The organism is Planktothrix tepida PCC 9214 (assembly GCF_900009145.1).
GTDB lineage: Bacteria > Cyanobacteriota > Cyanobacteriia > Cyanobacteriales > Microcoleaceae > Planktothrix > Planktothrix tepida.
On record NZ_LN889796.1, the window covers coordinates 22,596 to 44,991 of the forward strand.

Annotated in this window: 13 protein-coding genes; 10 read left to right on the forward strand and 3 right to left on the reverse strand. The window is 42.7% G+C overall.

Annotated features, from left to right (window positions below; translation table 11 throughout):
• Positions 1-328: 328 nt before the first annotated feature.
• From PL9214_RS30075 to PL9214_RS10735, 4 genes are all read left to right on the forward strand, one after another.
• On the forward strand, positions 329-4,831 hold the full coding sequence (locus PL9214_RS30075) for a DUF4347 domain-containing protein (RefSeq protein WP_186440337.1): 4,503 nt from the start codon (positions 329-331) through the stop codon (positions 4,829-4,831).
• Positions 4,832-4,961: 130 nt separating this feature from the next.
• Complete coding sequence (gene hflX, locus PL9214_RS10725) at positions 4,962-6,689, forward strand: GTPase HflX (protein ID WP_222425232.1); 1,728 nt, start codon at positions 4,962-4,964, stop codon at positions 6,687-6,689.
• Between the two features lie 245 nt (positions 6,690-6,934).
• The gene (locus tag PL9214_RS10730) at positions 6,935-7,117 is read left to right on the forward strand and encodes a hypothetical protein (RefSeq protein ID WP_072718817.1); all 183 of its coding nucleotides are present in this window, start codon (positions 6,935-6,937) and stop codon (positions 7,115-7,117) included.
• Positions 7,118-7,316: 199 nt separating this feature from the next.
• Positions 7,317-7,712, forward strand: a complete 396-nt coding sequence (locus PL9214_RS10735; protein WP_072718818.1) for a hypothetical protein — start codon at positions 7,317-7,319, stop codon at positions 7,710-7,712.
• Positions 7,713-7,721: 9 nt separating this feature from the next.
• Here PL9214_RS10735 and PL9214_RS10740 read toward each other — a convergent pair whose 3' ends face one another.
• Together PL9214_RS10740 and PL9214_RS32690 are read right to left on the reverse strand one after the other, a co-directional pair.
• Positions 7,722-8,558, reverse strand: a complete 837-nt coding sequence (locus PL9214_RS10740; protein ID WP_072718819.1) for a DALR anticodon-binding domain-containing protein — start codon at positions 8,556-8,558, stop codon at positions 7,722-7,724.
• Positions 8,559-8,725: 167 nt separating this feature from the next.
• Positions 8,726-8,854, reverse strand: coding sequence for a hypothetical protein (locus PL9214_RS32690; RefSeq protein WP_281250322.1), 129 nt, complete (start codon positions 8,852-8,854; stop codon positions 8,726-8,728).
• A 1-nt stretch (position 8,855) separates the two neighbouring features.
• Between PL9214_RS32690 and PL9214_RS10745 the strand changes: the two genes are divergently transcribed.
• A complete protein-coding gene (locus tag PL9214_RS10745; protein ID WP_072718820.1) occupies positions 8,856-9,614 on the forward strand; it encodes a Crp/Fnr family transcriptional regulator in 759 nt (252 codons plus the stop codon).
• Positions 9,615-9,748: 134 nt separating this feature from the next.
• Here the strand turns inward: PL9214_RS10745 and hmpF are convergent, their stop codons facing one another.
• Entirely contained in the window at positions 9,749-11,494 is a 1,746-nt protein-coding gene (hmpF, locus tag PL9214_RS10750; protein ID WP_072718821.1) for a pilus motility taxis protein HmpF, read from the reverse strand.
• A gap of 263 nt (positions 11,495-11,757) precedes the next feature.
• Between hmpF and PL9214_RS10755 the strand changes: the two genes are divergently transcribed.
• From PL9214_RS10755 to PL9214_RS10775, 5 genes are all read left to right on the forward strand, one after another.
• On the forward strand, positions 11,758-12,993 hold the full coding sequence (locus PL9214_RS10755; RefSeq protein WP_072718822.1) for a response regulator: 1,236 nt from the start codon (positions 11,758-11,760) through the stop codon (positions 12,991-12,993).
• 470 nt (positions 12,994-13,463) lie between these two features.
• The gene (locus PL9214_RS10760) at positions 13,464-13,829 is read left to right on the forward strand and encodes a response regulator transcription factor (protein WP_072718823.1); all 366 of its coding nucleotides are present in this window, start codon (positions 13,464-13,466) and stop codon (positions 13,827-13,829) included.
• A gap of 12 nt (positions 13,830-13,841) precedes the next feature.
• Positions 13,842-14,366, forward strand: a complete 525-nt coding sequence (locus tag PL9214_RS10765; RefSeq protein WP_072718824.1) for a chemotaxis protein CheW — start codon at positions 13,842-13,844, stop codon at positions 14,364-14,366.
• 151 nt (positions 14,367-14,517) lie between these two features.
• A complete protein-coding gene (locus PL9214_RS10770) occupies positions 14,518-17,952 on the forward strand; it encodes a methyl-accepting chemotaxis protein (RefSeq protein WP_072718825.1) in 3,435 nt (1,144 codons plus the stop codon).
• A 93-nt stretch (positions 17,953-18,045) separates the two neighbouring features.
• Complete coding sequence (locus tag PL9214_RS10775; RefSeq protein WP_072718826.1) at positions 18,046-22,308, forward strand: hybrid sensor histidine kinase/response regulator; 4,263 nt, start codon at positions 18,046-18,048, stop codon at positions 22,306-22,308.
• The last annotated feature ends 88 nt before the right edge of the window (positions 22,309-22,396 follow it).

Below are 22,396 nucleotides of genomic sequence, written 5' to 3' on the forward strand. Positions count from 1 at the left end.
TAAGTACCAATAGGAATCAGTGTTTTTCCTATTGACAATGTTTTTATAATTAATTAATATTTTTTTATTTAGGGTTAGTTCAGTGCTTTATCACCTTTCATCTGCTGAGATTGCTCTTTTAAATTTATGTTCCCATTGTCAGGCTTCTAAGACAACTTTGGTTTTGATGCTTTTAAATCGTCAAGTTCTTGCTCGTTCTTACCTCGTCATGTAGAACGATTAATGTTAGAAACTGATTGGAAATTTCACCCCTTATAATAGAATACGGGTTAAATTCCTATCGAAATAAATGGAAACTAAAAGCGGTTATTCAAGTAGGAAACGCTCTATGAAGATCTGTGTTTTTATTGATTCAGCAATTAATAGCTGTGAATTTTTCATTAAAAATATTGTTAAATCAGTAGAAGTTGTCCAACTTAATAATAGTCAAGATAGTATTCAACAAGTTGCAGATTATCTACGACAAAGACGGGAGATTCAAGAAGTTCATCTAATTAGTCATGGTGCTTCAGGTTGTTTAAAGTTTGCCAAAAGTCAACTTAATTTAGAAAACTTAGAAAACTACCATCAACTTTTAAAACAAAGCTTTTCTGCTGTCGATTCTTTAATTCTCTATGGCTGTCATCTTGCTCAAGGAGAAAAAGGTCAAAGTTTTATTAAACAATTACATCAAATTACGGGTACAAAAATAGCAGCTTCAACAAGCTTAACCGGAAACAAAATCTTAGGGGGAAATTGGGATTTTGAATTTACCCTTGGCAATCTTAACGTCAATTTACCGTTTAATCGAAAAGCACTTCAAACTTATCCTTCTGTTTTAGCAACTTTTATTGTTAATAGTACAGGAGATACGAATGATAATGATATAAGCAATGGCATTACCACACTCCGAGAAGCAATTACTGTTGCAAATACAACCCCAGGCGCGGATCGAATTGATTTTAATATTCCGAATAGTGATCCCGGATTTAATGCAGCGACTAATTCCTTTACAATTCTACCATTATCCAGATTACCAGCAATCACAGATTCAGTTATTTTAGATGCGACGACTCAAGCCGGATTTACAGGTGCTCCGATTATTGAAATTAATGGCACTAATGTAGCAGGATTAGATGATGGAGTTATAGAAATTACAGCCGGAGAAAATAGCATTATTCGAGGGTTTGTCATTAATCGTGCTGGATTTAGTAATGCAGCGATTTTAATTAATAATAGTAACGCCAATCAAATAGAAAATAACTATCTGGGAACCGATATTACAGGAACCGTTGATCCAGGGGGGAATGGATCAGGAATTATTATTCTGCATTCTGCTAATAATATTATTCAAGATAATCTCATTTCGGGAAATAATAACACTTCGGCTCAAGGAATCCGTATCGAAGGAAATATCGCTACCAATAATCAAATTTTAGGAAACTTTATCGGCACAACTATTACAGGAAATGCAGCTTTAGCAAATTCAGGTGGGGGTATTGTCATTGAAAATGCGCCTAATAATATTATTGGAGGAACCACAGCAAGCGATCGGAATATTATCTCTGGGAATGGCTTTAATGGAATTAATATTACAGGAATTGATGCTATTGGTAATCGAATTTTAGGAAATTACATTGGTACAGATATTACGGGAACTGTTGCGATTCGCAATATTAATAATGGGATATTAATTTCATCTAATGCGTCTAATACAATTATTGGCGGAACCGCATTTAGTGCAGCTAATTTAATTTCAGGTAATGGTTTTAGTGGTGTTTTTCTCCAAACTGGAACCAATAATCAAGTCATTGGTAACTTAATTGGAACAGATGTTACAGGTAAAATTGCTTTAGGAAATGGTTCAGTAGCAGGAGTCAGAATTGAAAGTTCTGGTCATACCATTCAAGATAACTTAGTTTCAGGAAATCTTGGAGATGGAATCTTAATTCAAAGTAGCAATGCCAATAATAATATTGTTACTGGAAATCTCGTTGGAACAGATATTGATGGAATCGCAACTTTAGGCAATAGTGAAACCGGAATTATAATTGCCCAATCTGCAACAAATAATAGAATTGGTGGAACTATTGCTGATGAACGAAATATTATTTCAGGTAATAATAGTTCGGGAGTTAGTATTCAATTTAATGCCACCAATAACCAAGTTTTAGGAAACTATATTGGTACTACTATTAACGGAACTATAGATTTAGGAAATGCTTCTGATGGTATCAGTTTATTGGCAGCACCTAATAATATTATCGGCGGAACAATTGCTGGATCTGGAAATTTAATTTCTGGGAATAATGGAAATGGAATTGATCTTGGTTTAGCTTCCTCTGAAACTCGAATTTTAGGAAACTTTATTGGTACAGATTTTACGGGAACCGTTGCAATTTCTAATACCAAACATGGAATTAGTACAGATGCGTTTCCGGTTAATGGGATTATTGGGGGTACAACGCCAACAGAACGAAATTTGATTTCTGGAAATGGGGGAAATGGAATTTCTTTGGATGCCCCAAATTATCAAATTATTGGTAATTTTATTGGGACTAAAATTGATGGTATTAGTTCTTTAGGAAATACAAATTCTGGAATAGATATTGGATCAGGTGGTGTCAATACCCGTATTGGTGGAACAAATTCAGGAGAAGGAAATGCGATCGCTTTTAATGGCAGAGATGGGGTATCTGTTGGAAATGGCAGTACAGGAAATTCTATTTTATCGAATGCTATTTTCTCTAACAGTCAGTTAGGAATTGATTTGAGTTCACCTCTAATTAATGATGCAGGAACCACAGCAAATGATTTAGGAGATACAGATACCGGAAGTAACAACTTGCAAAATTTTCCTGTTATTAATTCAGCCCTTTCCGATGGAACTAATACAACTATTTCTGGAACCTTAAATAGTACGCCTAACACAACTTTTCGGGTTGAATTTTTCGCTAATGATATTTTAGATCCCACCACATTCGGAGAAGGTCAACAATTTTTAGGATTTGCCAACGTCATAACTGATTCAACGGGAAATATCAGCTTTGATCAAAGCTTTTTATCTTCTCAAACTGACAATAAATTTATTACCACCACCGCCACAGATCCCAGTAACAGCACCTCAGAATTTTCAGGGGGACAAAAAGTTAATCCCTTAACCCGTGTTGAATTTTCTCAAGGAAATTATCAACTGAATGAAGATGGAACTGTTGTTAGTAATGCTATTACAATTAATCGCACCGGAAATACCGCAAGTTCATCCAGTATTGAGGTTCAATTAACAGATGGAACAGCAACCGGAGGAACTAACCTTGACACGGGGATAGACTTTAATAACACTTCGATTTTAGTTAACTTTGCATCAGGAGAAACCTTTAAAACTGTAACCATTCCCATTAATAATGATACGTTAACCGAAGACAACGAAACTTTGACATTAACACTAGCCAATGGAAGTATTGGAACAATCATTAATCCTCAAAATAGTTCAATTGTTGAAATTATCGATAACGACGAACCTGTTCCCACACCAGAACCCACACCAGAACCTACACCTACACCAGAACTCACACCTACACCAACGCCTACGCCAGAACCCACACCTACACCCATACCCACGCCAGAACCCACGCCAGAACCTACGCCAGAACCCACTCCTACACCCATACCCACGCCAGAACCTACGCCAGAACCTACGCCAGAACCCACTCCTACACCCATACCCACGCCAGAACCTACACCTACACCAGAACCAGAAGATCCAGACTGTCTTTGTCCCTCTTTCCCGACTCCTCCTGATGTTAATTTAACTCAACCTATAGATAGAATTGTAGGTAAGGAACCCGATGAAAAATTATTAGGTACAGAAGGAAATAACTTTTTACAAAGCTTTGGTGGGAATGACACTTTAATCGGCTTAGATGGACAAGATACCCTGGTTGGAGAAATACAAAACGATATTTTATTGGGAAATAAAAACGCAGATTTATTAATCGGTAAAATAGGAGAAGACACACTCTATGGGGGAAAAGAAGATGATTTAATTTTGGGAGACGAAGGAAATGATCAAATTTGGGGAGATGAAGAAAATGATACCTTATTAGGAGGAAATGGAGATGATACCTTATTGGGTGGAATTAACGATCCATCTAATCCCAGCGAAGATGGGCTAGACTTATTATTCGGGAATGAAGGAAATGATTTAATTTTCGGAAATCAAGCTAATGATTCTCTCTCAGGAGAAGCGGGAGATGATAGTTTGTATGGCGGGAAAAATGATGATTTGATGTCCGGGGATGCAGGTGATGATTTACTATTGGGTGATCAAGGAAATGATACCCTTTGCGGCGGTGAAGGGGAAGATACACTGTATGGAAGCTTAGGTTCAAAAACAGAAGCGAGTTCGGGAGAAGAAGAAGATTTACTTTGTAGCGACGAAGGAAATGATTTTCTGTTCGGAAACGAAGGAAAAGACACCTTAAATGGTGGCCTAGGAAATGATAGTTTGTTTGGAGGTAAAAATAATGATAGCCTCATCGGTGGCGCAGGAAATGATACTTTACTAGGCGATCAAGGTAACAATACTTTAGCAGGGGGAACAGGAAGCGATCTCTTCGTTGTTAGGGTTAATCAAGGCGAGAATACAATAATTGACTTTCAAGATAGTCAAGATCAAATTCTGGTAATTTTAAATGAAAATTTAGATAATTTTATTTCTTTTGAAGACTTGATAATTACCCAAAATGGAAACAATACATTGATCCAATTTGAGGAACAAGTTCTGGCTATTTTAGAGGGGATAGAAACAAACTTGATTACGTCAGAGGATTTCTTGTTTATTAACGCCTAACTCAATTTTCTTTTCCCATCTGTTCCCTATTCTAAGAGTGGATAGCGCTATAACGGGTGATTAACGTTATCATGATCTCAAATCAACCCCTATCGTTTATGGAGGGCCAGGAAACTGGTTAAATGTGCCTATCGAAACGATTTATGGTCAACTCCAAGGTCTAAAACCCAGTCAGCTTAAACGGTTGCAAAGCCTGTATCATCAAAGATTACCGGGCGATCGCATTACAACCGCAGAATTTGCCCAGCGACTGGCGGCTATTAGTACAGAAGTTGAACAACCTCTGTGCGCCTATATTAACCGTCGGGGACAAGTCATGCGTGTGGGAGTCGGAAGCCCGCGCCAGACCCAAATTCCCCCCTTAGAACTGCCCCGTTATGGCAATGGACGGCTGAGTGGGATTCGCTGTATAGCGACCCAAACCACCGCCGAACCCCCCAAAGAATCAGCCCTCACTGCAATGGCCATTCAACGGTTAGATGTTCTCGCAGTTCTAACGTTAACCGGAAGCGGGTTTCAACGACGAGGAGGAGGTGAAACAGGTTATGTCAAAGATACCTATATCGCTCACCTTGTCCCAGAAATGGACACGGCAAATAATCAACACATTGATAATGGTTTTTCTGCCATTCCCTATTATTTGTCCTTGCCCATGAGTTTGGATATCCTTTCCCAACAGGATTTTCTCGATTTGGTTAACGGCTTAGAGGCAGAATTTGAACGGGAATTTGTCGCCCGTGAAGTTGATTCTAGCCAAGATAAAGTCCTCTTAGTCGGAGTCAAAACGGAAAAAATCTCTCCCCAACGTTTTGAAGATGGGTTAGCGGAATTGGTGCGTTTAGTCGATACCGCCGGGGGTAAAGTGTTACAAACCCTGCGGCAAAAGCGATCGCAACCTCATCCCCAAACCGTTGTCGGCGAAGGAAAAGTCCAAGAAATCGCCCTCGTCGCCCAAACTATCGGTGCGAATTTAATTGTTTTTGACCGGGACTTATCCCCCGCCCAAGTTCGTAACCTAGAAACCCAAATTGGGGTAAGGGTTGTAGACCGAACTGAAGTTATCCTCGATATTTTTGCCCAACGAGCTCAGTCGGGGGCTGGAAAATTACAAGTGGAACTGGCCCAACTTGAATATAGTTTACCTCGCTTAACAGGTCGAGGTCGGGCGATGTCTCGGTTAGGGGGTGGAATTGGAACCAGGGGGCCAGGGGAAACAAAATTGGAAACGGAACGGCGGGCCATTCAACGGCGCATTTCCCGGTTACAGCAGGAAGTGAACCAACTCCAAGCGCATCGGTCTCGTTTACGCCAAAATCGTCAAGTTCGAGAAGTCCCCACCTTAGCGTTAGTGGGATATACCAACGCTGGAAAATCGACGTTATTAAATGTTCTTACCCAGTCGGAAGTCTACACGGCTGACCAACTCTTTGCCACCCTTGACCCCACCACTCGCCGTTTAGAGATTCCTGACACGATGACCGAGGAACCCTTAACGGTGGTGATTACGGATACAGTGGGATTTATTCATGAGCTACCCCCGCCTTTAATTGATGCCTTTCGCGCTACCTTAGAGGAAGTCACCGATGCGGATGCGTTAATTCATTTAGTCGATTTATCCCATCCCGCTTGGGAAAGTCAAATTGAGTCGGTGATGCAGATTTTAAGGGAAATGCCTGTTACTCCGGGCCCTGGATTATTAGCGTTTAATAAAATTGATCAAACTGATGGCGATACCTTACGATTAGCACAAGAGAAATATCCCCAAGCCGTTTATATTTCTGCATCTAAAGCGTTAGGATTAGAAACCCTCAGAAAACGCATGGCGGCTTTAGTTCATTATGCCGTTTCTAATCGTTAAAAGGGAGCAGGGAACAGGGAACAGGGAACAGGGGGAAAAGAAAATAGAAAAGAGGGAATAGGGGATAGGAAAAGGTGATTAGCCACCCGATCCATTATTTATAGTCAACATTGAAGGATAGAATATAACCCCACAATCCCACTATTTTTTATCTAATCAATGATTTTTTTCAATTGCAACTTTGAGCAATTATCGCTATATTATTAATAGATTGATCGTTCACTTACTCAGGCAGGAAATTAAACATGGACAGCAATACGATTCGAGAACGAGTTGCTTTAATTGAGCAAAAACGGGAATCTCTGGTTAAGTTGTTAGAAAGACCTAATTTAGGAACCCTCAGAATTGATGTTAATCAAGCCTTAGAAGAAATTGATGAATTAATCGAAGAGTTTAAACGCACGTTCCCCAATCCAGAACATAACTAGAAGGTAATTATCCCCTGTAAAAACAACTAAAATTTTAAAAATTACAGGGGAAAATGAGTTAGCAAGTCTCCATTAATCAGATTCAAGCCAAATAAGATTGCTATAGCAATCCCAAATCGCTCGTAATAATTTACAACTGACATAAAACAGCCAGAAGTATTATCTTTGTTACCTATTCCCAGTTCGGTGTTCCCTATCTATGAGCTTACAAAATATAAAAATAGAAACCTCTATTCCCAAAGAATGGGCTAGTCAATTGAATCAATTATCCGCAGAAACAGGACATTCTGTAGACAAATTAGTTCATGAAGCTATCGGACATTATTTAGAAAAAGTTCAATTTTCTTCTATTTCTAATTCCGCTAATTTAGATGCTTCAAACCTTCATCAAGAATTATTAATTTTACAGCAAAAAGTTCAATCCTTAGAACCCTTATTACATCAAGTCGCTAAATTAGAAGCTAAAATAGTAACCCTAGAAAAAATAATTATTCCAGAAGTTCCTATTATTCCTAATTCTACCTTTGCTCAACTTTTAACCAATGATGATGATGATGATGAACCCGATGAAGTTCTAACAGACTTTTTATCTTAAAAAATTTACTTATAATTCAAAAGGAGCCATAATTCCTAATTTTTCTTCTAATAAAATTTGAAGAATCACTTGCGTAATTAAAACCAAACCCAGTCTCGCTTGAGCTAACTCCGGGGTCTGTTGTTTGACCTCTCCCCAAATCCGACAGTGACGATAAAACTGTTGGAAATTTTCGCTTAATTGAACAGCAAGTTTGAGCCAATGAGGAGAACTTAAAGGGAAAAAAAGAGCATCTACAGTCTTCACCAATTGCATTAAAAGTTGATAGTCATAACTTTGAGTAAATTGTAATTGTCCTTGATCTGTTAACCAAGGAATCGGAGAAGAAGTAAAGCTAATTTTTAAGGGTAATACAGCCCTTAAATTGGTTTCTTCTAACTGAATTAAATGCTCCCGGTCAGCCAAACTTAATAAAGAACAACAGCGAGCATGACTATATTGAACCTCAAATTGATCCAGGGAAATTTCCCGATTCCGAAGCGGAGTTAGTGTCCATCGGTGGCGAAGAAGTTGTTCTAACCAAGTCGCAATTCCCACATCCGTAAAAATAAATTGCAACATCCCTGACGACAAGGGATAAACCGTCACATCTGTAGGAATTTGCCCAAAACCGCACTGCTCCTCTGCATTTAAGGTCTTTAAGCTAACACAGATAGCCTCCGCCAAATCCAGAGCCGGTTGATGCAAGCGGGATGAAAGTTTCAGTGCGATCGCCGATCCGTATGTGATCTGAGTCTCATGTTTAATGTGATTTACGGGAATTTCCTGAGAATCAACCGTATCAATCCCTTGAAATCGTAAACTTTTTCCCAGTTGTACCGTCAATACCTTTGCCAAAGCAAGCATAACCTTCAAACTCCATCCCAAACAAGCTCACATTGGCTATTATCAGCATACTAAGTCAATACCCTGACAGAATTTTTTGAAATTGATTGTCTAAAATAGTTGATGAGTTTACTCAAAAGAGATGTGTTTTTTGTTACTTTGGTTAAAGGATCTTAAACCCTTCTCTCTCAAGTATAAAATACACCTTCAGGATAGGCGAGCAATTCTGTGAACCCATTCAACACTTGACGGATGTGGAGGTGTATGAGCATCTTGTCTTGACCTTTGACTAAAAATTGTTTATTACCTGATCTCATGATGCAATCATCTCCTATTCCGACCGATTCCAATCGACCTTTCCTAACCTGGCAGCGGATTACAGACTGGGCACAGGAACATTACCGTTGCCGCAGTTTCAGCAAAGATGAGCGGATTCCGGCGCGTCCAGGGTTACTGTATTTAGTCCAACGGGGTGCAGTCCGATTAGTTGGGAGCGCTCAACTGGAATATGCGAAGGGTAAACCCAATTCCAAACCCCGCAATCGCAATTTAGATGAAGCCTTTCTCGGTTTTGTCGGTGCAGGTCAACCCTTTGAACTGGTGGCTCAGTCTCCCTTTAGTCTACAAGCCTATAGCCATGCCGATGATACGACCGTGTTATGGATGTATTGGCACGATTTAGATAATTGGCCCCATTTTCGTCGGGAAGTTCTCGATGCGTTTCGATATCAACATCAACGGAAATTACTTTGGTTAAGTACATTGGGTCAACGTCGTACCATTGACCGGCTTTTAGGATTTTTAACCTTACTCATTGAAGAATACGGGGAATATTATGCCAGTGGTACTGGGGAAGATGGGTTTAAAGGCTATTGTTTACCTTGGTCATTAACCCACTCTCAAATCGGAAGTGCCATCGGTTCCACACGAGTTACCGTAACTCGGCTGATGGGAAAACTGCGTCAACAAGGCTTAGTTTATACTCAAGACGATAACTTAATTTGTATTCCCATTGAATCTCAAAACTACAACAACGCATTGGATTTAGAAGACGATGCAGGATTTGAAGAAGAATAATCAGTTATCAGTTATCAGTTATCAGTTATCAGTTATTAGTTATTGGTTATTAGTTATTAGTAATAAATAATCATCTGTTGATGAACTCCGAGCCTCTAAACTGTTTACTAATAACTGATCAAACCTTAGACTAATTAGTGATTACTGATTCCTGATAAAACCTGCCGTAACTGTGTTGTTGCCTGGGTTTGGGAGTTGGACAAATCTAACAGTTGATTCAGTTGAGTCGTTGTTTCCTGCAACTGCTGCCGAACTTGATTCCACGAATCTTGAACAGGTCGTAACATTTCCTGATACAAATTAATCCGCCCCCAAAGTTCAGCCACCATGCGTTGTTGTTCGATCCAACTTTGCTCCTGAGTTTCTAACTGTTGACGGGTTTGTTCTTGTTGTTGAACTTGAGCATTTACCTCTGTCTCTCTTTGGGCAAAGGTAGAGCGCAATTGTTGGAGTTCTGTTTCCAAAGTTTGGAGTTGCTGTTGTTGTTCCTGTTGTTGGGTTTCCAAATTCGCAATCACCGATTTCAAATCAGTCGGCCCCCCTGCGGTGGCCGGAGATAAACCTCGACGACGATTTAACACTCCTTCATATTGAGTTTTATGGTCTTCCCGCTCTTTGAGGGTACGGCGCTGACCCACCAATGTTTCATTCAACATTTGATAGGCATCTTGCTCCTCAGCTAATTTCGTCTGTAAACTCTCTCGATCTCCATCATTTGCCGTTTTGAGTTCCTCTTGAATTTCCCCAATCTCTTCGAGTTTGTATTTTAATTCCTCCTCTTGGTCTTTAACAAAACCAGACCAGCGATCCCATTCCTGTTTTAATTGTTCGACTTCCGCTTGTAATTGTTCTAAGGGCATCGCCTCCAAGGCTTGGATATCCACTTTCACGCTCACTGCGGCGGGTTCATCCTGCGATTGACGAGAAGCCAACTCTTGTAACTGTTCTAATAAAGTTTGACGGCTTTGGATCAGGGTTTGTAACGTTTGAGCATAGTCCTGTTTCGTTTGGACTAACTGTTGCTGGGAGGCTAACTCAGAGCGATTTTGAATTAACGTATCCTGCGCTTGCTGCCACTGTTGCCATTGCTGTTTAATGCTGCTGGTTGTCGTTTCTAGGGTTTGTTGAAGACGTTCAGCCTCAGAACGTTGTTCTTGTAATCGTTGCTGATGTTGTGCCAGTAAACTCTCAGCGCTAGTCACTTGTTCTAAGGACTGATGAAGTTTTGTCTGTAACGGTGAAATTTCAACAGGGTTAGACAATTGATTGAGTAAGTTACTGAGGAGTTCAGATTGTTCGGCACTCAAGGAAGGAGACGACTGTAATTGAGCTTGTTGTTCTTCAAGCTGTTTGCGTTGATCTCGTAACTGCTGTCGAGTGGTTTCAATATCTTGACGAGCCTGGTCAATTTGAGACCGTAAATGGTTACTTTCATCTCGGGAACGCTCAATTTCTTGACGTTGCTGTTCGAGCCGTTCTAATTCTTCCTCCAATTGTTCCATCTGTTCGCGTCGGGCTTCCATTTCCATTTCCCGGCGATTTAATTCCTGACTTTGGTAAGTCAACGACTCCTTCCACTGTTCAATTTCTTCCTGTTGGGTTTTAAACTTTTCCTGCAACCGAGAAAAATCTTGGAGAATCCCCACGAGTTGGCGGGCAGCTTCTTGGATACGCTGTACCTGCTTACCCGTATTCAGATCGACTAATACTAACGTTCCGTCCTTAAAGTTATTCGCATCATCAGCAAGGATGATTTCATCTCCGGGTACAGCACTCCAATTGTTTTCACCTCGCTGACAAGCCAATAGCTTGAGTTCAGTCCTACCGCCGCCCAGACCAAATTTGCTACTCTGCTTTTGTACTTCCGCTAAATAGAGCATCGGCCCTTTATCCTCTTGAGGTGTTCAAGCACTATTTGTTCGCTGTCTTAATCATAAAACCTTCTGGGAGTCGCAGGTAAACAGTTAATCCTGAAGCCTAATATACCGTTAGTTAATCCTTAATCGCTAACTATCGGGTGCATAAGTGGCTGTCTCCCCTAGAATATAAGGGAAGCCGTGATTTGATCATCACGATAGTGCCTTATTTTTCATCTCTAGGATGTACCTCAACTCAAACCCATTTGCAGGAGGCAACTTGCTAAATGCAAGGCTCTTTAAACGAAATTGATATTCGCAGTATTTTGCAACTGATTGAGCTTGGCCAGAGAACAGGGGAACTCATGGTCGAAGCTTACAGTTCATCCCAGATGGCCACTGAAATCGAACGCCATCCCAGCCGTTTAACCGGACAATGTTGGTTAGTGTTTTCTTGGAACGGTCGCATTATCTATGCAGGTCAAAGCGAAGGCAGCCTGATGAGATTACGCGATTATTTACGACGCTATAAAGCTGAAACCGTTCTCGCTCAGTTAGAAGTTCCCTCCATTGCTTCGGTCAATGCTCCCGAATATGGGTACTTGTGGGTATTACTTGAACATCAAGTGATTACCCCAGCCATCGCCCGTAATATTGTTCATTGTATGGTTCAGGAAACCTTGTTTGATTTACTGAGTTTACATCAAGGCGCTTTTATTTTTGAAATGGGATCTGCCTTAGCTCCCCAATTAACCACCTTAGAAATTAGCCCGTTATTAGCCAATATTTTCAAACAAGTCCAAGAATGGAAAAAATTCCATCCCCATATTACCTCCCCCAATCAATGTCCGTTGATCACAGATCGATCAAAATTACAAGAGACCGTCCGACCACAAGTGTTTGAAACCTTGAATCGTTGGGCTGATGGCCAAACCTCGATTCGTCAAATTGCCCGTCATTTACATCGAGATATTGTCATGGTGACAAAAGCCATTTATCCGTTTGTACAACAGGGATTAGTACAACTATTAGCCCCCCATCCCGAAAATCCGTTAACCACACTAGAACCCTTCACCGATAGAAATCGTAGCCCTCGGATTGTCTGTATTGATGATGATCTCGTGATTCGACAAACGGTTGAATTTATTTTAAAAGAACATGGCTATGAAGCAACTGCCATTGGCAATCCTTTAAAAGCATTGAGTTTAGTTTTTCAACTCAAACCGGATTTAATTTTGTGTGATATTGCCATGCCTGAATTAAACGGTTATGAAATCTGTGCCATGTTAAGAAATTCGACGGCTTTTCGTCAAACTCCCATTGTCATGTTAACGGGAATTGATGGATTTATTGATCGCCTCAAAGCTCGAATGATTCGAGCCACCAACTACTTAACAAAACCGTTTGGGGATGCTGAGTTATTAACCTTAGTGGAAACTTATATTGGGCCAGGGAAACTCACGAATACAGCTAAAGAGTCTAAATTAGAAGAGGAGTTCATGAGTGAGTTAGAAACCCTTTAACACTCCCCCCTAGAACACCCCAGACTAGATCAATCCAGGCGGTCAAAGATTTGTATAATTAAATAGGACTCTAGCCGACAAGATACACAATGCTGTAAAAACTGGCTCTATGGGTTTATAGAGTCGGGAACTATACTTGAAATTAAACAAGATGTTAAAAAAACTAAGTTATCATAACAATGCCGATGGGATTGACAACTAAACAAACCCGGAGCGATCCGATGCAAAACCCTGCCGCCGATTCGCCCTTCAATTAAACACCCACTGATCGGGTCTTTGAGAACATAGAAATAGCCTCTGTCCTGTAATGCCAACAGGTATGCCAGAAAGAATGACCTCTTTTGAGGCGCAAAGGTTTTGTTGACACTTTACGATAAATTTCTAATGCAGCAGCATAAACCCCTTACTCCTTGGACTCTTACCCCTAACCGGATTATCAATAATTCGGGAGTTTCCCAGGGAGAAGAAAGATGAATAAAGTTATGGTGGTGGAAGATAGTGTCACCCAACGGGAGATGATTTCTAATCTTCTCAAAGATAGTGGCTTACAGGTCAGTGTCGCCAGTGATGGTGTAGAAGCATTAGAACAAGTCCAAAAAAGCTGCCCCGATTTAATGGTGCTCGATATTGTCATGCCTCGGATGAACGGCTATGAACTTTGTCGTCGCCTCAAATCCGATCCCAAAACCCGCAATATTGCCATTGTGATGTGTTCTTCTAAAGGGGAAGAATTTGATCGTTATTGGGGAATGAAACAGGGGGCAGATGCTTATATCGCTAAACCGTTCCAGCCGACCGAATTAGTCGGAACTGTTAAACAATTGCTCAGAGGGTAGGTGTAAACAATAATGGTCGGAAACCCAGATTTTTTAACCGGGCAAGGAACAGATGGCCCAGAATTTCAAGAGTTGGAAACTCCCGAAGGGGAACCCCACCTCCGGTTTTTTGTGCCTTCAGGCAATGAATTTGCCCTTCCTGCCATCGGAATTCGAGAGGTACTGTTTCAATCTCCAGACCGGATGACGCCCATCCCTAACGTTTCCCCTCTATTACTGGGAACCTTCAACCTTCGAGGTCGGGTGATTTGGGTAGCTGATTTAGGCCAATTTTTAGGGGATACCACTCCCTTGAATACAGACCGCACAGAGATCCATGTCATTGCCGTAGAAGACCAAGACATTATATTAGGGTTAGCAGTTGATGCTCTCAATGATATGGCATGGCTTGACCCTGATAAAATGCAAATGCCCACTCAAGTCAGTGATAGTATGGCTCCTTTTATTAAAGGAGAATGGCAATTGGCAAATACAGGGAACGTTCTGCGACTCTTAGACCAAGTAGCAATTTTGCGATCGGCTCGCTGGGCAACGTGATCCATCAAACTCAAGGTTCATACCCAAAAATGTCACAGCCCGCCCAGCATCAATTGATTATAAAACTGTTTAAGTTAAACCTTTCTTACATTGAACTCTTAACGTTTAAGCCATACCACACTAAACTTTAAAATCAAAAGGGGAATCGCTCATGGCAACAAGCACAGACTTCCTACAAGAATATCAGCAAACGGAGGAAGCATACTGTCAGGGAAATTACGAAGAGGCGGCGGCGCTGGTTTATCAACTGGTGGAAGATTATCCAGAAGATCCTTCCGCCCGTCTTTTATGCGGTCATATCTATGGCTATGGGTTACAGCAGTATGATGTGGCTCGTGATCAGTATATGGCGGTCTTAAATTTGACCAGTGATGCGGAATTACTCGAACAAGCGCATCAAGCTTTAGCCGATACTGACCAATACGAACTCGCCTCCCCTTCAGGTGAGTTGAACGATATCCCCGATTCCCAAGCGGTTTTTAATGCCCTTCTCGATGAAGAAATTGATTCTACAGAAGTTGATTTAACTCAAGATTTACAGTGGGTCGCCGAAGAAACCAATGGTTTCGCCAATGGCACATCCTCAATGAATTTATTAAATGATTTAGAATCCCTTGCTGATGATTCCCATCAGCAAGGCAATGGCAATTTGATGAATGGGTCAAACCATGAGATAGACCTGAAGGATTTTAGCGGAACCGAAGATAACTTTGATTTTCAAGGATTAGAGGACTCCGAATTAAGCTTATCGGTTCCTGATCTCGATGATGCGATCGATGAAAGGGGGTTAGAACATCTAGGGGATAATCAAGACTATTTACACTCTAATGGTAGCCAGTCTCCCCTGAGCTTTACAGCCGATAATCCCTTTGCTTTAGAGGATGATTTAGAGGAAGGAACAGAAATTTTAAATCCCTTGGATGAGCCGGGTTCCCTGACCCAATTCGATGAAGATCCGTTTACACTAGAAGAAGATGAATCACAACCCATAACCCCCTTAGCGACCGATGAGGTGAGTGTTAGTGATCTTGAACAGTTAACCGGGGATTTATTTTCCTCCGAGGATGACCAATTCCATCTTCTCGATTCCTCAAACCCCAGCACTGAGGATGACCTGCATTCACTCAATTCCCAGGAAACCCTGGATGAGTCAGAGATGGATTATCTACATCAACCGACTCAGTTCCTTGACCTGGATGACCTAGAGGGTGAAGGAGAGTTTGGGGAACCCAGGGGAGCCGAGGAAGACGAGGAATTGATGGAGACTCCTGAGTCTTCCCCCCAAACCCCTTTTCCTTCATCTCCTTCCGTCGCCCCCATGAGTTTTGAAGAAGAACTCGATGATATTTTTGCCCCCCTAGAAGAGATAGATTCATCCGGGGAGTTCGTTAACCCTGATCCGGTATCCTCCAATGGGATGATGTCGGGTGCGTCAACTCCTTTATTTGAGCCAGAAGAAGAAGAGGAGTTTGACCCTGATCTGTCCGGTTTTACATTTTCTGTGGAACCCTTCGTTGATGATGCTGATGATTCTGTTCCCTTACCCCCTGACCCTTCTAACATGACGGCGAACTTTAATGTTTTGGATGCAGAAGAAAGCAACGAAGAGGAAACCCTGTTGACCAATAACAGGATGAATCAGTCGTATTTTTCCAATACCCGGGGTGAAGCTACCCCATCCTCAGCTTATGGAGCGTTGGATATGGCTGAGGAAGAAGATGATATCGTTTTTGATGCCACGGATATTCCCGATAGTTTTGATCTCGAACCTTTAAATGAGGATACCTTTGGGGACTCCTTTGATATAACACCGGAGATGACAGATCTCAATGGTCGTTCTCCCAATGGTAAGGCCCCCCAAAGCGTGGAAAATGATTTCTTAGATAGTTTTGAAGAGTTTGATGATGTTGCCGATTTTGATATGGCAGCCAGTGGGGATAATGATCTATATGTTGATTCAGACTTTGGCAACTTAGATAGTAAATTTCCGAGCACGACCTACAACAATAGCACCCTCGATAGTGATAGTTCATCGATTCGGGATGATGAGATTTTTAATAGTGCCTATACCGCATCGGCTGTTACCACCTTAAGTCCAGATTTAGGGGATGTGATGGATACCGTCGTCGCATCTGATCAAGGGCCATTCTCCTTTTTAGAAAATGCCTCCCTCAACCGCAAACCCTTTTACACCGCCCTAGGAACGGGACTGGTAACATTGATATTAGTGGCAACAGCAACTAATATTGCCACCCGCACCGCTGCCTTAGATAACAAACGAGAAGTTGTGGATTATCTAAGAGTTACAGGTTGGTTTATGACCACCGTAGCCGGAGCCACGAGTTTTATCACCGCCTGGGGATTAGGTCGGATTACAGCCCAACAAATTACAAAAGCCACAGACGATTTACAAGCTCAATTTGATGCCATTGGTAAAGGCAACTTAGATGCCCGGGCTACGGTTTTTGCCGAGGACGAGTTTGGGAGAATGTCCGCCAAATTCAACCATGCGGCTCAATTTATTCAAAATATTACCCGCGAAGCCCAACGCAAAGCCAAGGAACAAGAAGATGCCAGAGATGATTTACATCGTCAGGTGATTCGGCTCTTGGATGATGTCGAAGGGGCAGCCCGGGGAGATTTAACAGTCACCGCAGAAGTCACCGCTAACGTTTTAGGGGCGGTAGCCGACTCCTTTAACTTAACCATCCAAAACCTGCGGGAAATTGTGGTTCAGGTGAAGCAAGCCGCCCGTCAAGTCAGTAAGGGGGCAACGGATAGTGCGACGTTTGCCAAGGATGTCGCCGGAGATGCCTTCCGCCAAGCGGAGGAACTAGCTGCCACCTTAAACTCGATACAGGTGCTCACCGATGCCATTCAACGGGTAGCCGAAAGTTCCAGGGAAGCTGAAGAAGTTGCCCGTTCGGCGGCGGCGGTAGCGACTAAAGGGGGAGAAGCGGTACAAATGACCGTAGCTGGGATTCTCAAAATTCGGGAAACGGTTGCAGAAACCAGTCGAGAAGTCAAGCGGTTAGGGGAATCTTCTCAAGAAATTTCTAAAATTGTAGCCATTATTTCTCAGATTGCCTCCCGAACCAACTTACTCGCGTTAAACGCCAGTATTGAGGCGGCACGGGCTGGGGAAGCAGGCAAAGGATTTGCGATTGTTGCCGATGAAGTTCGACAGTTAGCGGATAAGTCAGCGAAATCTTTAAAAGATATCGAACAAATCGTGATGCAAATCCAAAGCCAGACCAATACCGTGATGATGGCGATGTCTCAAGGTCATCAACAGGTAATTGAAGGAACTCGTCTAGCTGAACAAGCCAAACGAGCCTTGGATGACATTATCCAAGTGACGAACCGGATTGACGTTCTGGTGCGTTCAATTACCGCCGATACGGTGGAACAAAACGAAACGGCACGAGCCGTCGCCCAGGTGATGCGAGCCGTTGAACATAGCGCTCAAGAAACCTCCCAAGAAGCCCAAGGAGTTTCTAGTGCATTAACCAAACTGGTCGGTGTGGCGCGAGATCTCTTGACTTCCGTGGAACGTTTCCGCGTTGATGCTTCAGAAAAATCTTAGGGAGCAAGAAAGGCAGGGGAGGAAGTGCGTGAAAACAAGTGACCAAGGATTAATTGATAACTGATAACTGATAACTGATAACTGATTAATGATATGCAACTTGAACAGCAACAACGGATCATGGGCTATTTTATTGAGGAGGCTAAAGACCACCTCAATACCATTGAACAGGGATTACTGAATCTACAAACCACCGTTGAAGATCCAGAACTGCTCAATGAAGTCTTCCGAGCGGCCCACTCGGTTAAAGGGGGAGCCGCGATGTTGGGACTCAATAGTATTCAACAAACGGCTCACCGATTAGAAGATAGTTTTAAAATTCTCAAAGAAAACCGTCTTCCGACTCAATTCCTCGATCAACAATTAGAATCGTTATTTTTACAAGTTTTTGATACCTTACAAGCCTTGATTGATCAATTGTCAGGGCCCTATGGGTTAACAGAAGAAGCAGCGAGTGCCATTTTGCAGGATGTTGAGCCTGTTTTTGAAGCCTTAAATTACCATATTAAAAATGTTGTACAGCAACAGGGGACAGGTAAACGGCCCGTAGAAACGGATTATAGTACGCCTGTACAAACCCGCGCTCCATCTCCGTCGATATCGAAACCGCGTGAAGAAACGGGACATAGCAGTGCTAAAGATTTGGTCTTTGGTAGTGATGTCCCTGAACGGTTGCGGGAAATGTTGCAACAGTTCAAACAACCCGAAACCCCCCAAACCCGTCAAGTGTTAATTGAAACTTGCCGAAGTTTAGCCCGGGCGGGAGAACTGTTTGATTTACCGAATTGGGTTAAATTTATCGAAAATGTAGAACAAGTGATCGCTAATTCGGAGAATACTTATCGGAGTTTAGCTCCCGTTGTTATTAAAGCGATTAAAGAAGCTCAAGATCTCGTTTTAGCGAATAGAGAGACTGAAATTGTCGTCACCGAAGCTATTACCCGCTTGTTACCCAAGTCCGTAACCTCTGCAAAAGCCCCAACATCCAAATCTCAGACAACCCAATCGACCCTGCCATCACGTCCCTCAAAATCCTCCGGTCAATCTCCTAAATCCCGGACACTGGGAGAAGCCGAGTCTAAAAAATCAGCAGCTGCGACGAAAGCGACTGCATCACTTCGGCAAGGCTCAGTGACCGCGAAGTCAGGAAATAGTAAGAAGAAATCCCCAGATGTTTCAACCCTCACGAACCCCCTACTCGATACAAACTGGTCGGATTCAGCAACGAACGCCAGTAATACCCCAACTCGTTTACCAAACGGCCCCGAAATTACCCCCGAAGAATATAACAGCCTCAGAGATTTATTTGAAGGTTTGGATGAATGGGATCATGAGGCTTCTGAAGAAACAGTCGGGGAAACCCCTGCACAGGGAGGAATGGAAGCAGACCTCCTACAAGGCGACTTTTTTGATTTGTTAGACGAAAAACAAACCGGGTTAAACAAAACAGAAGCTAAAAACAAAAAATCCCCCAAAGAAACTCCCCAAAGGGGACATCATAACCTGGGGATTTCACCTGCTAACTCTGGTGTTGATGATGATCTAGCCAGTTTCTTTGATAATCTCAGTGATACGGATATTCCAATGGTGGAAACCCCAAACGTCAAACCACCATCGACAGTCAAGATGGCACAAGATAAACCATTGGCCAGTTTTGAGGATTTCTTTGATGAACTATTAGACATAAATCCCGAAACAGAAGTTTCATCGGGATCAGCCCAGCATTCTACATCTGTTTCCCCGGATGAAATCAACGATTTATTAGAGGATGCCGAAAGTTTGGATGAACTGTTTGACCAATTTGACCAGCAGGCTCAAGTGTCTCCCGAACCCAAACCCCAAACGGCAAAACCCAGTTCTTCCTTAACCGGGGAAGCAGCCCCCGAAGCAGTCACAGAGCCTTACCGAAGTGAAGATTGGTTTGATGAACTATTAGAAAGTGAAATGGGCATCGTACCCGAAACATCGACTCCTTCTTCCTTAGATGATTTGATGCAATTTGGAGAAGAGCAAGGTGCAACTATTCAGGACAGTGTTGAGGTGTTAACCCCAAGGATATCTCAAAACTTAGAAGCGATGGGACTTACTGCCCCCAACCTGGAACTACCGGATGATGATTTTACCAGTTTAGATGCTTTACTGAATGAAGAAGGTGCACAAGGTCAGCCCATGGCTGCTAACCAGACGGTAGAAGAAGATATTTTCTTAAATTTAGATCAACTGTTACAGTCCCCCGATGCAGTGGAGTCAACCTCAACTCCAAAATCCTCAGACAGTGGACGAACCCCTGTTAGTAAAGCATCGCCATCCTCCGACGAAGATTCGGAATTTACAGAGTTGCTGCAATTAATTGAAGATGCTCCTCGATCTCGTTCAGCATCGGTTCCCAGAGGAACCTTTGCCAAACCCATCGCTGAACCCATTGTTAAGGTTCCTGTCAAACAACTGGATAACCTCAGTAACTTAATGGGGGAACTGGTGGTCAACCGCAACAGTTTGGAACAAGACCAAGAACGGATGCGGCAGTTTTTGGATAACTTGCTACACCAAGTTTCTTTGCTGGGGGATGTAGGCCAACGGATGCAGGATTTCTATGAACGATCGCTCTTAGAAATTTCCCTCCTGTCCCACCGTCGCAAGCCGTTCTGGTTTAATGAAACGTCGTCAATTCATGATGATGATTCCAATACGGATTTAGATTCAACGGAACTTGATCGGTTTACGCCGTTCCATACTCTCTCTCAAGAGATTATTGAGTTAATTGTCCGGGTGCGGGAGTCGTCAGCCGATATTGAATTTTTGGTGGAAGAAGCGGATCAAGTCACCCGTGAGTTGCGACGGATTACGACGGCGTTGCAGGAGGGGTTAAATCGGGCACGGATGGAACCTTTTGCGATTGAAGCGGATGCTTTGAAGCGTCCAGTGCGGGATATTTCGATTAAATGTGGCAAACAGGCCGAATTGTTTGTGGAGGGTCGAGATACTTTAATTGACAAGATGTTATTGGGTAAGCTGCATGACCCGTTGATCCATTTGGTCAATAATGCCATTACTCACGGGATTGAACCTGCGGATGTACGGACAGCAGCAGGAAAATCGGCAGTGGGTCGGATTACAATTCGGGTATTTCACCAGGGGAATCAAACGATTATTGCGGTTTCCGATGATGGCGGTGGGATTGATGTCAATCGTGTCAAAAATAAGGCGATTCAGAAGGGGTTGATTACGGCTGAAGAAGCTGAGAGTATGAGCAATCCAGAGATTTATGATCTGTTATTCCTGCCGAACTTTAGTACAAAGGATGTGGCGGATGAATACGCAGGTCGGGGCGTGGGGATGGATGTGGTGCGAACCAGTTTAACGGATATTCGTGGCACGATTACGACGGATTCGACGTTGGGACGCGGGACGTCGTTCACCATTCGCTTACCCTTGAATATGAGTATTTCCAGGGCGTTGTGCTGTGTGAGCGATCGGGTGCGGATTGCTTTCCCGATGGATGGGGTAGAAGACATGATTGATGTTCCCCGTGAACAAATTCGAGCGATGGACGATGGCAGTAAGGCTTTAGAATGGCGGGGAACGATTTTACCTTTACGTCATCTGCGGGAATTGTTAACTTATCACCGTCATTTGGGTCGGGGAAATGTCTATGGGGCTACGGCTGAGGAAGACATGATTTCGGTGATTGTCCTGCGGTCTTCGAGTAGTTATTTGGCGGTACAGGTGGATCAGGTGTTGATTGAACAGGAAATTGTGATCAAGCCTTTGGAAGGGCCTGTGCCGAAACCGATTGGCATTGCAGGGGCGACGGTGTTAGGGGATGGTCAAATTGTGGCGATCGCCGATGTGCTGGAATTGATTGATTTGGCCATGGGTCGGATTCGCAAGGATGCTGCTGGTAAGATTTGGCAGATGGGCAATGCGGTGGCTGAACCCCAACTTCAGAAATCTGAACCGACGGTGTTGATTGTGGATGATTCGATTACGGTGCGATCGCTATTATCGATTACATTTGAAAAATCCGGTTATCGCGTGGAAGAGGCGCGAGATGGTAAGGAAGCTTGGGAAAAACTGAAATCGGGTTTACCCTGTGATATCGTGTTCTGCGATATTGAGATGCCTCGGATGGATGGGTTGGAGTTATTATCGCGGATGCAAAAAGATCCGATCCTAACGAATTTACCCATTGCCATGTTAACGTCGCGGGGCGCGGATCGTCACCGTCAAATGGCGTTTAATTTGGGGGCACGAGGTTACTTTACCAAGCCTTATTTAGAAGAACAGTTATTAGAAGCAGCCGGACGAATGTTAAAAGGTGAAGTGGTCGGGAATACGGCGGTTGCTGTTCAATAATGCTTGTTATCAGTTATCAGTTATCAGTTATCAGTTATCAGTTAAGAAAAATTTGAAAAAGTTGATTGTTGACTGTTGACTGGGGTTA

Bases quoted from the DNA above. Each gene is read 5' to 3' on its own strand.
- PL9214_RS30075 (WP_186440337.1), top strand. From the start codon at position 329: ATGAAGATCTGTGTTTTTATTGATTCAGCAATTAATAGCTGTGAATTT.
- PL9214_RS10730 (WP_072718817.1), top strand. From the start codon at position 6,935: ATGGACAGCAATACGATTCGAGAACGAGTTGCTTTAATTGAGCAAAAA.
- PL9214_RS10735 (WP_072718818.1), top strand. From the start codon at position 7,317: ATGAGCTTACAAAATATAAAAATAGAAACCTCTATTCCCAAAGAATGG.
- PL9214_RS10740 (WP_072718819.1), bottom strand. From the start codon at position 8,558: ATGCTTGCTTTGGCAAAGGTATTGACGGTACAACTGGGAAAAAGTTTA.
- PL9214_RS32690 (WP_281250322.1), bottom strand. From the start codon at position 8,854: ATGAGATCAGGTAATAAACAATTTTTAGTCAAAGGTCAAGACAAGATG.
- PL9214_RS10745 (WP_072718820.1), top strand. From the start codon at position 8,856: ATGCAATCATCTCCTATTCCGACCGATTCCAATCGACCTTTCCTAACC.
- hmpF (WP_072718821.1), bottom strand. From the start codon at position 11,494: ATGCTCTATTTAGCGGAAGTACAAAAGCAGAGTAGCAAATTTGGTCTG.
- PL9214_RS10755 (WP_072718822.1), top strand. From the start codon at position 11,758: ATGCAAGGCTCTTTAAACGAAATTGATATTCGCAGTATTTTGCAACTG.
- PL9214_RS10760 (WP_072718823.1), top strand. From the start codon at position 13,464: ATGAATAAAGTTATGGTGGTGGAAGATAGTGTCACCCAACGGGAGATG.
- PL9214_RS10765 (WP_072718824.1), top strand. From the start codon at position 13,842: ATGGTCGGAAACCCAGATTTTTTAACCGGGCAAGGAACAGATGGCCCA.
- PL9214_RS10770 (WP_072718825.1), top strand. From the start codon at position 14,518: ATGGCAACAAGCACAGACTTCCTACAAGAATATCAGCAAACGGAGGAA.
- PL9214_RS10775 (WP_072718826.1), top strand. From the start codon at position 18,046: ATGCAACTTGAACAGCAACAACGGATCATGGGCTATTTTATTGAGGAG.